This is a genomic window from Xanthomonas vasicola (genome assembly GCF_000772705.2).
In the GTDB taxonomy this organism is placed as follows: Bacteria; Pseudomonadota; Gammaproteobacteria; order Xanthomonadales; family Xanthomonadaceae; genus Xanthomonas; species Xanthomonas vasicola.
Genome location: NZ_JSBW02000051.1, coordinates 45,385 through 58,970 on the forward strand (window position 1 = coordinate 45,385; position 13,586 = coordinate 58,970).

10 protein-coding genes are annotated in these 13,586 nt (G+C 64.9%); 4 read left to right on the forward strand and 6 right to left on the reverse strand.

Translation table 11 applies throughout. The features are described from left to right. Window positions 1-690: 690 nt before the first annotated feature. The 3 genes from NX05_RS14410 (at window position 691) to ampE (ending at window position 4,117) form a co-directional block, all read left to right on the forward strand. The gene (locus NX05_RS14410; RefSeq protein WP_017117213.1) at window positions 691-1,953 is read left to right on the forward strand and encodes a lipase family protein; all 1,263 of its coding nucleotides are present in this window, start codon (window positions 691-693) and stop codon (window positions 1,951-1,953) included. Window positions 1,954-2,262: 309 nt separating this feature from the next. Then, window positions 2,263-3,153, forward strand: a complete 891-nt coding sequence (gene nudC, locus NX05_RS14415; RefSeq protein ID WP_039434224.1) for an NAD(+) diphosphatase — start codon at window positions 2,263-2,265, stop codon at window positions 3,151-3,153. Window positions 3,154-3,226: 73 nt separating this feature from the next. Further along, window positions 3,227-4,117: a regulatory signaling modulator protein AmpE gene (gene ampE / locus NX05_RS14420; RefSeq protein ID WP_010368105.1), complete on the forward strand. Its 891-nt coding sequence runs from the start codon at window positions 3,227-3,229 to the stop codon at window positions 4,115-4,117. A 219-nt stretch (window positions 4,118-4,336) separates the two neighbouring features. Here the strand turns inward: ampE and NX05_RS14425 are convergent, their stop codons facing one another. From NX05_RS14425 to NX05_RS14440, 4 genes are all read right to left on the reverse strand, one after another. Continuing rightward, window positions 4,337-4,747, reverse strand: a complete 411-nt coding sequence (locus NX05_RS14425) for a DUF2752 domain-containing protein (protein WP_010368108.1) — start codon at window positions 4,745-4,747, stop codon at window positions 4,337-4,339. Beyond that, the gene (locus tag NX05_RS14430; protein WP_010368109.1) at window positions 4,747-5,091 is read right to left on the reverse strand and encodes a CD225/dispanin family protein; all 345 of its coding nucleotides are present in this window, start codon (window positions 5,089-5,091) and stop codon (window positions 4,747-4,749) included. Before NX05_RS14430 ends, NX05_RS14425 begins: the two co-directional genes overlap by 1 nt. 455 nt (window positions 5,092-5,546) lie before the next feature. After that, window positions 5,547-7,469 carry an MFS transporter gene (locus NX05_RS14435; protein ID WP_039434089.1) on the reverse strand — a complete coding sequence of 641 codons (1,923 nt, stop codon included), beginning with the start codon at window positions 7,467-7,469 and terminating at the stop codon, window positions 5,547-5,549. Window positions 7,470-7,537: 68 nt separating this feature from the next. Next, a complete protein-coding gene (locus NX05_RS14440) occupies window positions 7,538-8,440 on the reverse strand; it encodes a LysR family transcriptional regulator (protein ID WP_039434091.1) in 903 nt (300 codons plus the stop codon). A 97-nt stretch (window positions 8,441-8,537) separates the two neighbouring features. Here NX05_RS14440 and NX05_RS14445 point away from each other — a divergent pair, with 97 nt between their 5' ends. Next, entirely contained in the window at window positions 8,538-9,728 is a 1,191-nt protein-coding gene (locus NX05_RS14445) for an MFS transporter (protein WP_039434094.1), read from the forward strand. 129 nt (window positions 9,729-9,857) lie between these two features. Here NX05_RS14445 and yccS read toward each other — a convergent pair whose 3' ends face one another. Both yccS and purD read right to left on the reverse strand, forming a co-directional pair. Then, window positions 9,858-12,071 carry a YccS family putative transporter gene (gene yccS, locus NX05_RS14450; protein ID WP_039434097.1) on the reverse strand — a complete coding sequence of 738 codons (2,214 nt, stop codon included), beginning with the start codon at window positions 12,069-12,071 and terminating at the stop codon, window positions 9,858-9,860. A 213-nt stretch (window positions 12,072-12,284) separates the two neighbouring features. Next, entirely contained in the window at window positions 12,285-13,580 is a 1,296-nt protein-coding gene (gene purD, locus NX05_RS14455) for a phosphoribosylamine--glycine ligase (RefSeq protein ID WP_039434100.1), read from the reverse strand. Between the last annotated feature and the right edge of the window lie 6 nt (window positions 13,581-13,586).

Below are 13,586 nucleotides of genomic sequence, written 5' to 3' on the forward strand. Positions count from 1 at the left end.
TGGGTCGCTGCAGCTCGGCGGACGACTGCGGACTAGCTCACGACAAGGCTACGGACGCGGCCGCGCATTGCACGAATGGCCACCACTGCTCAGAGATTCGGTTGAGTGTTTCAACTGCCGATAATTATTGCGGTAATCCTTCAATGCGATGACAGCGCGTGCGCCATATAAAGCACGCAAGCAGCGATCCATGCACGCAGTAGAGGAAGATGGCTTGTGCCACGCGCAGCGCCGTAGCCATGTTCTACATGATGGTAGGAATGCAGCGGGTCGCTGCCTATCGAGTGCCTGATACGCAGCTGATTACTTGAATTCGCACGCAACGCCACGTCACCGCTGCGTGCGTTTAACGCGCACTAATATCTGCGCGTTGCAGCTTTCGCTGCGCGCGCGCCAGCTTCGTGCGTGCGCGATGGTGCATGGATCGAGATGACTACACTGCGTGCAGTGTTCAGCGCTGGCGCCACGATATGCGCGTTTCCTCCAGGCACTATCACTTGTCCATGCTAATGCATGGTCGGCCACCCGTTGCACCGTGCCGACAGCGCATGACACACCCTGCGTCGATTGCATGCGGTAGCGCAGTGAACGCTCCAACTCCTCCCCCACCTTGATCAGGCAGCCGATGCCGATCACGCGTTGCGTGATTCTTGCCTGCTCGTTCCGTCCCTCCCAAGAGAGCATCACCTCATGTTGCAGATCAACTCCCGATCGTCGCTTGGCCTGGTGGCCATTCTAGGTATCGCCAGTGCAGTACTTGCGCCGAGCGCACTGGCTGCGCCTGCGCGCGGCACCTTGCTTACCAGCAATTTCCTGACCAGCTACACCCGTGATGCGATCGGCGCGATGCTGTCCTCCGAGCCGCAGGCCGAGCAGCCCAAATGCAACGTCCGCGTTGCCGAATTCACCTATTCAACCGTCGGTGTCGAAGGCGAACCTGCAACCGCATCTGGCGTGCTGCTGATTCCCGATGGCGAGCGGTGTGCCGGGCCGTATCCGTTGCTCGGCTGGGGACGCCCGACCGGAACGGTTCGCGCTGAGGAGCAGGCCAAGGACATCCGCGATGCCAAGGGCAACGACCCACTGGTCACGCGCCTGGCCAGCCAGGGGTATGTCGTGGTCAGCAGCGATTATCTGGGGCTTGGTAAGTCCAACTACGGTTATCACCCGTATTTGCACAGCGCGACCGAGGCGAGTGCGACCATCGATGCGATGCGCGCTGCGCGCAGTGTGTTGCAGCGCTTGAACACGCCGCTGTCCGGCAAGGTGATGCTGTCGGGTTATTCGCAGGGCGGCCACACGGCGATGGCTACCCAGCGTGAGATAGAAGCGCATCTGTCCAAGGAATTCCAGCTGGTGGCCAGCGCGCCGATCTCCGGGCCTTACGCGCTGCAGCAGACCTTTCTGGACAGCTGGAGCGGCAGCAACGCGGTGGGCCAAAGCAGCTTCGGCATCATTCTGGGCAGCTATGCCATCGTCGCGATGCAGCACACGTACAAGAACATCTATCTGGCGCCCGGACAGGTGTTTCAAGACCCGTGGGCTGCCAAAGTGGAGCCCTTGTTCCCGGGCAAGCAAAGCCTGACAGATCTGTTCCTCGGCGACACCTTGCCCGGCATCGATCAAATTAAGGCGTATTTCCAGCCTGGCTTCTACCGCGACTTTGCCAGCAATCCCGCCAACCCGTTCCGTCAGGATCTGGCGCGCAACGATCTGCTGGCGTGGACGCCGCACACCCCGACATTGCTGTGCGGTTCGTCCAACGATGCCACCATTCCGCTCAAGAATGCGCAGACCGCCATCGCCAGTTTCAAGCGGCGTGGTAGCAGCCAGGTGGCGTTGGTGGATATCGGCACAGGCAACTCCAGCGACAACTCGGCCTTCGCCCATCTGTTGACGAACGAACCGTGCATCGTGGCGGTGCGGCATCAGTTGCTGGACAAGCAGCGCTGACGCCACGGTTATTGTTGACGCTGCCTTAGGTTTTGCAGGTGCGGGCGTATCGAACGCCCGCACCTGCATGGTTCGTCGCTGCTCTTGCGTCAATGCATTCCCGATGACCACCGGCTAGCGTGGATGCCTTGACGTTGTGATATCCGCACGCCCTGCCGGGGATTGGGCCACATGCGGCCTGCCGTGAACCACAGGCCGAGCCAATCACCAGCGCGGGTGGCGCCCACGTCTGAACACGCACCGCAGCTGCCTTAGGCAGAGTGCTTATGATGGTTGCAGGCGCTGCCGATTATCGGCAGGCTTGCGCCGATGTCAGAGCCTCTTTTTTCATCTTCCGGTTTTGCCTTCACCCACGCGCCGCTCGATCGCGGTGATGTGCTGCGTGACGATCCCGACGCCCTGGCGCGTCTCTGGCCGCAGGGCCGTGTGCTGTTGCTCGATGCCAAAGGCGCGGCGCTGGCCGATGCCGATGGCCAGCCGCTGTTGATGGGGGGCGCGGCACTGGCCGATGGTCCAGAGGCGGCGATCTTCCTGGGCCTGCGCGACGCGGTGGGCTGGTTTTGTCTGCCGGCCGACATTGCCGCGGTGCAGGCGCCCCAGCGGATCGATCTACGCCAGGAGGCGGCCGACTGGCCTGCCGAGATCGCGACCGCCTTCGCTTATGCACGGGCGATGCTGCACTGGCAATCGCGCACGCGCTTTTGCGGCGTCTGCGGCGGTGCGATCGCGTTCCGGCGCGCCGGCTTCATCGCGCACTGCACGCAATGCCAGACCGAGCATTACCCACGCGTGGATCCGGCCATTATCGTGGCGGTGAGCGATGGCGCGCGCTTGCTGCTCGGCCGCCAGGCCAGTTGGACGCCGGGCCGTTATTCGGTGATTGCCGGGTTCGTCGAGCCGGGTGAGTCGCTGGAGCAGACCGTGGTGCGCGAGGTGTTCGAAGAAACCCGCGTGCATGTGCAGGATTGCCGCTATCTGGGCGCGCAGCCGTGGCCGTTCCCAGGCGCGCTGATGCTGGGCTTTACGGCGCGTGCCGCAGCGACCGAGGTGCCGCAGGTCACCGGAGAACTGGAAGACGCGCGCTGGGTCAGCCATGCGCAGGTCACCGCCGCGCTGGCCGGCGAGGGCGACATCGGGTTGCCGCCGCGTATCTCTATTGCGCGTGCATTGATCGAGCACTGGCATCGCACGCATGGCTGAGTCTGGCTGGCGGTCGCGACCTTGCAGCGGCGCTTGCGTCCGCTCGGCTAGACTCGGCTGAGGAGGCCCACCCATGTTCACCACCCTGGTAGCCGTCGTCGTCGCACTCACGCTGGGCCATCTGGTGCCGGCGCAGGTGGCCAGACTGCGCAATTTCGCCTGGTTCGGCCAATGGCTGCGTCGGTTGGACAGTTACGCGGCCGGGCGCGGTGCGTGGCAAGGCCGCTATGGCGTGCTGCTAGCGCTGCTGCCGGCGCTGCTGGTGTTGCTGGTGCAGTGGCTGCTGGACGATGTCTGGCACGGCTTTCTGGACTTGCTGTTCGGCGTGGCGGTGCTGGCCTGGACCTGGGGCCCGCGCGATCTGGATCGCGATGTAGAAGCGGTGATCGATGCCGACGAGCCGCACACGCGGCGCGAGGCGATTTCGCACCTGCAGGCCGCGGGCGGCAGCGTGCATGAAGACACGCCGTCGCTGGTGGAAGCGGTGGTGGTCAATGGCCTGCGGCGCTGGTTTGCGGTGCTGTGGTGGTTTTTGCTGCTGGGCCCGTTCGGCGCGGTGCTCTACCGGCTGACTGCATCAGCGGTGGAAAGCCCGCTGGCGGTTTTGCTTCCGCCACGCAATCTGGGCGGCGCACGTTGGCTGCTGGCGGTGTTGGAATGGCCGGTGGCGCAGCTGATGACGATGTCGATGGCGCTGGTGGGTAACTTCGAGACGGTGTTCCGCGCCTGGCGTGAAGCGCATGGCAACCGCTGGTCGCTGGAACCGCATTTTCTCGGTGCCGTCGCGCGTGCCAGCGTCAGCGCAGAGCTGCGCGAAGAAGCGCACGATTACACCGATTCGGGCTTGGTGCCCGTCTGGCGTCGACTGCCGGAAGTGCGCGATGCGATGAGCCTGGTCTGGCGCGTGCTGCTGCTGTGGTTGGTGGTGCTGGCGTTGCTGGTGATTGCTGGGTGGGTGCGATAGCTCCGCGCCTGCTTAGAAACAGTTAATCGCCTGTGCAACCGGTGATGGAAAGCTCAAGCGCATCGCCATTGGCGTCCACAAGAGCCGGCTGCCATCTTCGAACTGAATGACGATTGCGCCTGGTCGGTGATGGAGAACAGTCTTAACTGCCTTCCCGGCCAAGAGTTCAGTCGCGCGCTCGGATGCTAGTTCCAAGTTCACAGCGTTGATCCTTGCGGTCTAACCCGGCGCCAGCAGCGTAAACGGGTACCACGGCAAATTTCTTGCAACCCAATAGGTGGGCAGCGCCAACAACCAGAACTTCGGTTCGGACATCACCGCCACGACGGGTGCAAACCAGCGTGCGCGCCAGCCGGCTTTCCAGGCTATCAGGCCGGGCAGGGTGAACAGGCCGAGCACCGCGGCCGGATTCATTGCGAAGGCGCCGGGTAGATCGAAGTGGACCAGCGCATACAGTGCGCGGGTCATGCCGCAGCCGGGGCAGTAGCAGCCGGTGACGGCACGAAAAACGCAGGGCGGGAACGGGCTGTTGCTCGCATTCGGGTCGAAGCGATACAGCAACGACACGCCAAAGGCGGCCACGCTGGTGGCCGCCCCCAGTCCAAGCCAGTGGCGTGGACGCAGTTCCATTACTTCATGTGCTGCAACTGCTGCATGTAGTCCATGTAGCCCTGCATGCCGCCGGTGGCCACCATGCCGATGCTGATCAGCAAGCCGATCGCAGCCAGCACGCTGGTCACGATGCACCAGGTCTTGGCGGTGTTGGAGGCACGACGTGCGCCGTCGATGTCGCCCTGGTTGAGCAGGCCGTTGACCTTGCTGGAAAACACGATCGCCACGATGCCGGAGATCAGGGCCGGGCAGCACAGGCAGAAGCCGAGCACGGTGGAGACGATCGCCCAGATCAGGTGATTCGGCACCGGGCCGGGCGCGGCGCTGGACGAGGGATGGATCGGCGGTGGCATGGCACTCATGGTGAAGCTCCTTGGGTGGTAAGCAACAGCGAACTGATGGGTGAGTGGGGTGCGTTATCGGTAGCCTTGCGCAGCGGCAATGCGCGATGGGCGCGCCGGCGCTGGCCGGATGGTCCTCAAGCAAACGTCGGCATGCGCGTGAGCGGCAAGCCAGGTGTCGGCATCTGTGGACGTGGGCCAATGCTGGATGTTTGCTCGCGCAAGCGACATGCACACTGCGCCCACGCAGTAATCGCGCGCATTGCCATGCGCATCGCTGCCTGCATGACGGCCAGCCGCTGGACTGAGCGCCGCCCGCCGATCACGGCAGACGCCTCAGGCGCGATGATGTTGAGCACAACGACGTCCCCCGGTACGACCAGCCGCGTCCGCTTGGTGGATGCGGCGGCAAAGCGTGCAATGGCGCACAGGCTACTCGCGGCGCGTCATCGACGCAAAGTCTACAGCTGCCAAGCTCAGGACTGGTCCTGACGCAGTGCGCGCACCTGTTGTTCCAACAGCGCGGCGCTGGCGTGATCGCCGGCAACCGCCGCACCTGCCACCACTTCGATCTGCGCGCGCATCCGCCGCGGCACCCGCATGCGGCCCAGGCGCGTGTCACGCCGGCTCCACATGCTCGACCACATGCCGCGCAGCGCCATCGGAATGACCGGCACGCTGCGGCGTTGCAGAATCTTTTCCACACCCGATTTGAATGGCGCGATCTCGCCATCCTTGGTCAACGCGCCCTCGGGGAAGATGCACACCAGCTCGCCATCGGCCAATGCGGCATCGATGCGGTCGAAGGCTTGTTGCATCAATGCGGGGTCTTCGCGCGCGCCGGCGATCGGGATGGCCTTGGCGGTGCGGAAGATCCAGCGCATCACCGGGATGCGGAAGATCTTGTAGTACATGACAAAGCGCACCGGGCGCGGAATCACTGCCGACAGAATCAGCGCGTCCATGTAGCTGACGTGGTTGCACACCAGCAGCGCTGCGCCCTCGTCGGGCACGTGTGCGTCGATGTCGCGCGCGCGCAGGCGATACAACACGCTCACCAGCACCCAGCTGAGGAAGCGCATCAGGAACTCGGGCACCAGGGTGAAGATCCACAGCGCCGCCAGCGTGTTGGCGATTGCCAGTGCCAGGAACACCTGTGGAATGCTCAGGCCCGGCAGCGGGATGCGCACCCCAAACAGCACCACATGCGGCAACTGCAGCGCAATGCCAACGACGGCCGCAGCCACGATGAACAACGAGTTCTGGATGTTGAGCCCGGCAATCACGCGCGACAGCTCTGCCTTGGGCGTGCGGCTCTGGATCAGCGCAAACAACGGCACCACGAACAGGCCGGTAAACAGGCCGATGCCGATCAGATCGATGATCAGCCGCACGCTGCCGGGCTGCTGCACGAACTGGCCGATCGAAAGGCCTGTGACGGGCGCCGCGCCAGGGCGGGCGAAGTACAGATCCAGCAGGAATGCGCTGATGCCGAACGCGCCCAGCGGCACCAAGCCGATTTCCACGGTGCGCCCGGACAGGCGTTCGCATAGCAGCGAGCCCACGCCGGTGCCGATCGAAAACAGTGCCAGCGCAAACACGTACAGGTCCTGCTGGCCGCCGAGGTTGAGCTGCGCATAGGTGGGCAGCTGCGCGGTCAACACGGTGCCGATGAACCAGAACCACGACACACCCAACACCGAATTGCGCACCGCCAGCGTGCGCCGGGTCAGGCGCATGATGGCGCGCGATTCGGGGATGGGGTTCCAGTTGATCTTCAGCTCGGGCGCGCCGGCGTCCACGCGCGGTACCAGCCGCGCCACCAGGTTGCCGGTGACCGCAATTGCGATCACCGCCGTCGCCGCAGCTTCCGGACCATGGCTGCCGGCGATCTGGAAGATCAGCCCGCCGAAGATCATCCCGCACAGGATCGAGATGGAGGTGCCCATTTCGACCAATCCGTTACCGCCGGTGAGTTCTTCCGGCTTGAGTACCGATGGCAGGATCGAATATTTCACCGGCCCAAATAGCGTGGACTGCAGGCCGGTGCAGAACAGCGCAATCAGCAGGATCACCATGTTTTCGGTAATGAAGCCGACGGCGGCCAGTGACATGATCGCAATCTCCATCGTGGTGGTGATCACGATGAGCTTCTGTTTTTCCAGTTTCTCGGCGATCTGCCCGGCCAGCGCGGAGAACAGGAAGTACGGCAGGATGAACAATGCCGGCGCCAGGTTCGTATACAGCGTGCGCTGCGCGGCATCGATGCCGAGATAGAACAACAGGCCGATGATGGCCTGCCGATAGACGTTGTCGTTGAACGCGCCCAGCGCCTGGACAGCGAAGAACGGCAAGAAGCGGCGCTGCCTGAGCAGGGCGAACTGGCTGTGACCGGACATGCAGTTTCCTTTGCGAACGCGCGCAGCCTAGCAGTCTTCCACGGCGTGCTGGTGGATGGCGGCTGCGCTCAGCGGGCGATACATGCCGGCGGCTTGGGGCGTGCAAGCTGGGCACGCAGCAAGGCGACGAAGGCGCGCGCGGCCGGGCTGGGGTCGGGCCGCCACACTGCATACGTCAGAAAGCGGTAGCGCTCCTTCAGCGCGACCGTGACCACGCCGCGCATGGCGCCGGCCATGGTCTGCGGGATGATGCCCACGCCCAGGTCGGCGGCGACCAGTTCGCGCACCAGATCGGCATGGGTCACTTCGTACTGCTGGCGCTGCCGCAGGCCGGCCTGCGCAAAGGCGGCATCGATGATGCCGCGCACGCCAGCACCGGGAATCAGCCCGGCCATCGGTTCGTCGTCCAGCTCGGCCAGTGCCACCCGCTTGCGCGCGGCGAAGCGATGGCCGGGGGCCACGATCAAGGCCAGCGCCTCTTCATGCAGCAGCAGGCGCTGCGCCGGCACCGCGATCTGCGGGCCGACGCCGACCAGGACGACATCCAGCCGGCCTTCGCCCAGATCGTGCAGCAGCGCTTCGCTCATGGCGGTGCGCAGATGCACATCCACCCGCGCATGCGCGCTGCGGAACTGATGCAGTAAGCCCGGCAGCTGCACGGTGGTGAGCGAGGAGATCTGCCCCAACGCGAGCCGCCCGCGCACGGTGCCCAGGGCCTGCGCCATTTCCTCGTGCAGGCGCTCGGCCGCGTGCAGGGTCTGGCGGGCGTTATGCAGGAACACCTCGCCGGCGGCGGTGGGCCGCACCTGGCGGGTGCCGCGTTCGAACAGGCGCGCGCCGAAGGTCTCTTCGATCTTGGCAACTTGATGGCTGAGTGCCGATTGCACGGTGTTGCAGCGGCGTGCGGCAGCAGTGAAGCCGCCTTCTTCGGCCACGGCCACGGCGAATTCCAGTTGGCGCAGGGTCAGCATGCAATCTCGCAATACGATGGCTCTGGTGAAAACAATACATTGGAAAGATGCCAGCCGGCTGTCCACACTGCGCACATTCCTTGACCAAGCAGCAGCCATGCAGACCGAGCCCACCTCCCACCCGCCCTTGCCACGTCGCTTGGTGCTGCTGATGGCCGCTGCCACCGGGCTGGCGGTGGCGAGCAACTATTACGCCCAGCCCCTGCTGGAAACGCTGGCGCAGGCATTCGGCATCCAGGTGCGCAGCGCCGGTGCAGTGGTTACGGCTGCGCAGTTGGCGTACGCGGGGGGGTTGCTGTTACTGGTACCACTGGGCGACCGGCTGGAGCGGCGCGGCCTGATCGTGGGCTTGTTCGCGCTGAGCGCGCTCGGCCTGCTGGTGAGCGCCAGTTCGCACAGTTTTACGATGTTGCTGGTCGGCACGATCGTGACCGGCGCCAGCTCGGTGGCGGCGCAGATCCTGGTGCCATTTGCCGCCACGCTGGCCGCGCCCCACGAGCGTGGCCGGGTGATCGGCACGGTGATGAGCGGGTTGTTGCTGGGGATCTTGCTGGCGCGCATCGCGGCCGGCGTGCTGGCCGGCGTAGGTGGCTGGCAGACGGTGTACTGGATCGCATCGGTCGCGTTATTGCTTACTGCCGGGTTGTTGTGGCGTGGGCTGCCGCGCCATCCGGGCAATGCGCAACTGGCGTATCCACAGCTGGTGGGCTCGGTGCTGATGTTGCTGCGCGACGATGCGGTGCTGCGTTCGCGCGCGGTGCTGGGCGGGCTGATCTTTGCCGGTTTCAGCATGTTCTGGACCACCCTGGCGTTTTTGTTGTCCGGGCCGAACTATTGCTATGGCACGGCGGTGATCGGGTTATTCGGGCTGATCGGTGCGGCCGGTGCGCTGGCTGCCAATCGCTCCGGGCATTGGTCCGATCACGGCCATGGCGACCGCGTGAGCTGGGGCGGGCTGGTGATGTTGCTGCTGTCGTGGGGCTTGCTGGCGTTTGCGCCGCACTCGATCGTGCTGCTGATCGTCGGTGTGCTGCTGCTGGATATCGCGGTGCAGGGCGTGCATATCGCCAATCAAAGCGTGATCTATCAGCGCAATCCGACTGCACGCAATCGCATCACCTCCGCCTACATCACTTGCTACTTCATCGGCGGTGCGCTGGGCTCGACCCTGGGCACGGCGGCGTATGCGCAGGCTGGGTGGATGGGTGTGGTGATCGGTGGAGCGGTGCTTGCTGCAGCGGCGCTGGGTTGGGTGGGACTGAGCGTGGCGCGCAAGCAGTGGAAGTAAGCGTGGCTGATGGAAACGCCACCGCGATTTAGTCGATGTGGCGGTTACTCGGCATGACAGTGCTCGGCTCCGCGTTGTCCACGGATGCTGCGTCGGTGGCGCAGCGTCCAGGCCCACAGAGACGATGCGTTAGGCCTTGTTGATTGCCAGACGCGGCGGATTCTCTGCCGGCGCCGTTGTCACCGCCAACGCTGCAGCACGCAGCTTGGGCAGCAGGCGCAGCGTCAATGCCAACTGGTCGCGCACCAGGCGTTGTTTGGGTGGCAACTGCACGGCGTGTTGTTCCAGCGTTTCGGCGATGGCCAGTTCTTCGCTTTCGTCGTGCACCGGCAGCGGTTGGCGTTGGCCGAGCGCGCTGGCGATTTCGCTCAGCGCGCGCTGCAGGTACTCGCCGGCCTGCGCGATGGCGGCATCGTGTTCGCCTTCCAGCGCGGCGCGATGCGCACCCAGTGCAGACAGATAGCCGAGCAAGGTGTTGGACAGCGCCAGGAAGCGAAACCCCGCATCCAGATTGCGCCGGTAGCGACCTGGCTCGCGCAGCATGTTGGACAGCGCCACCGACAACGCGGCATCGGCGTTGTGCATGTCGCGGCGCGCGATGCGGTAGGGCAGATCGTCGCGCATGCCGCTGGCGTATTGCTCCAGCACTTGGGTGAGATAGCGCGCGCAGCTGGCCAGTACCGTGGCCATCACCTGGTTGAGGCGGCGGCCCTGCCAGTCCGGCAGGATCAGGAACGAAGCAGCCGCGGCAATCGCGCAGCCAATCAGGGTGTCGATCAGGCGCGGCCAGATCAGCACGAAGCCATCGCCGAGCAGGTTGAAGCAGAACAGCGCCATCACCGTGATGCCGGCAGTGGCCAGCATGTAGCGGTCGGTGCGGGTGATGAAAAACACCAGCGCAGCAACCAGCGCCAGCAGCAGTTGCACTTCGGTACCGGGAAATAGCTGCATCAACGCCCAGGTGGCGACCAGGCCGATCAAGGTGCCGGCGATGCGCTGCACCAGCCGCAAGCGCGTGGCGCCGTAATTGGGCCGGCAGACGAACGCGGTGGTGAGCAGGATCCAGTAGCCGTTGTCGGCATGGATGGATTGCATGATGGCGTAGCCGACCAGCAGCGCGATGGCCATGCGCAGGCCGTGGCGGAACAGCACCGAGCCGGGCGTGAGTTGCTGCACCAGCCGTGCGCCCATTTCGCGCAAGGTATGCGGCGAGGAATCGCGCAGGCGGGTGTCGAGGTTGTCGCTGGTGGAATCGGATTGCGCTGCCTCCGATAACTTGCGTTCGATGCTTTGCAGGTTGGTCACTAGCAGTTCCAGCGCGCCCAGCAGCCGCGTCAACGCAGGGTCGGCACGCGCGTGCAGATAATCCAGCGATTGGCGTAGATCTTCGGTGGCCAGACGGCTGTTGTCGCCGTAATCGAACGGATGGCGCAGGCGGATCGCCTCGCCCAGCGCGGTGCACGCCTTGCCTTGCAATGCGAGCAGGCGCTGGCAGCGATACAGCACGTCGCTGTGGAAGAACGCGTCGGTCAGCGCTTCGTACGGATAATGCGACGAGCTGGCGCGTTCATGGAATTCCTGCGCCATGTAATACAGCCTGAAATACAGGCCAGATTGCACGCCCGGCCGCCCCGAGCGGCCGAAGCGGCTCATGATCGCGGTCTTGGCCGCATTGAGCGCGCCGACCACCTTGGCGTTCTGTTCGGCCAATGCCAGCCGGCGTGCATGCAGGTCGCTTTGGCGTACCGGTTCGAACAGATCGGCCTTGAGCTTGAGATAGCGTCCCAGCTCGAAAAACAGCCGCGACAGCCGCTCGCGCACCGGGCGATTGGCGAACAGGATGGTCCACAGGATCGACAGCACGCCATACCAGGTCGCCCCGATCAACAGCAGCACCGCGCCATGCCAGGCGATCGACGGATCGTGGTTGCCGTGCTGGTCCATGCCGATCATGGCGTAGATCGACAAGGCCACCGTGGCCTGCGCGATCGAGGCATAGCGCTCGCCCAGCGCACCGAGCAGGGTCAACGAGAACGTCGCCAACGCCATGCCGGTCACGAACGGCAGCGGGTATGGAAACAGCAGCACCACCGCAGCTGCCGCGGCAGCAAAACACAACAGCGACAGCAGCACCGATTTGATGCGGCCCAGCCAGTTGTCGTCGGTTTCGGCAATGGCGCTGGCAATCGCGCCGAGGAACAGCGCCGGTACCGCGGTGAGTTGCTGCCAGTGCCAGCACACGCCCATCGCCACCGCCAACGCGATGAACACGCGCAGGCCATAGCTGGCCTTTTCATGGGCCCACAAACGGCTTAAGCGGGTTTCGAAGGAGGGAGTGGCCACAGTCTCTACAGGGGAGGGTGCCCGGGCATTATTGCCGCAGCCACGTGCCACCGGGGTAGATGGCGGCTAGTTCTTTGTCAGTAGCTGCGTGGCGTGGGTTGGTGCAGGCGGCACGCGCTGGCGTAGGCGCGTGCTGTGGCGGTTCGCGGAGGCGCTGCGACCGATGCCCTGCGACAGCGCGCACTGGGCGCTGCTGTCGCAGGCGTGAAGCGCTTAGCCCTGCGCGTTTTGCTCGCGCGCGATTGCCCGCCAGCCGATGTCGCTGCGCTGGAAAGCGCTGGCCCAGTGGATCGGCTGCAGGCCGGCGTAGGCGGTGCGCTGCGCGTCATGCACGCTGTCGCCCAGGGCCGCAACGCACAGCACGCGGCCACCGGCGCTGACCACCTCACCGGCGGCATTCAACGCAGTGCCGGCATGGAAGACCTTGGCGTTGGCCGGCACCGCGTCCAGGCCGGTGATGACTTCACCGGTGACCGGGGTTTCCGGGTAAGGCCTGGCGGCGATGACCACGCCCAGTGACGGGCGCGGGTCCCACTGTGCTTGCGCGCGGTCGAGCCTGCCGTCGATGGCCGCGTTGAGCAGCTCGACCAGATCCGACTGCAGGCGCAGCATCACCGGCTGGGTTTCAGGGTCGCCGAAGCGCACGTTGAATTCGATCACCTTGGGCGCGCCGTGCGCGTCGATCATCAGTCCAGCGTAGAGAAAGCCGGTGAACGGCACGCCGTCGGCAATCATGCCCTGCACGGTCGGCTCGACCACCTCGCGCATCACCCGCGCATGCACTTCGGGTGTGACGACGGGGGCTGGCGAATACGCGCCCATGCCGCCGGTATTGGGACCGGTGTCGCCATCGCCGACACGCTTGTGATCCTGGCTGGTCGCCATCGGCAGGGCGTGCTTGCCATCGACCATCGAGATGAAGCTGGCTTCTTCGCCATCGAGAAATTCTTCGATGACCACGCGTGCGCCGGCGTCACCGAACGCATTGCCCGAAAGCATGTCGCGCACTGCATCTTCGGCCTCGGCCAAGGTCATCGCCACGATCACGCCCTTGCCGGCGGCCAGACCATCGGCCTTGACTACGATCGGTGCGCCTTTTTCGCGCACGTACGCAAGCGCCGCATCCACGTCCGTATGCACCGCGTAATACGCCGTGGGAATGCCGTGGCGGGCGAGGAAATCCTTGGCGAAGGCTTTGCTGCCTTCCAACTGCGCGGCCTTGGCGGTGGGGCCGAAGATGCGCAGGCCGGCCGCGTGGAAGCGGTCGACCACGCCCAGCACCAACGGCACTTCCGGGCCGACCACGGTAAGCGCGACCGCTTCGCGCTGCGCCAGCGCGAGCAAGCCGTCCAGGTCATCGACCTTGATCACGACATTGCGGCATTTGGCTTCGGTGGCGGTACCGGCATTGCCCGGCGCCACCAGCACTTCGCTCACGTGCGCGGACTGCGCGATCTTCCAGGCTAGGGCATGTTCACGGCCGCCGGAGCCGATGACGAGGATTTTCAAGGGAGC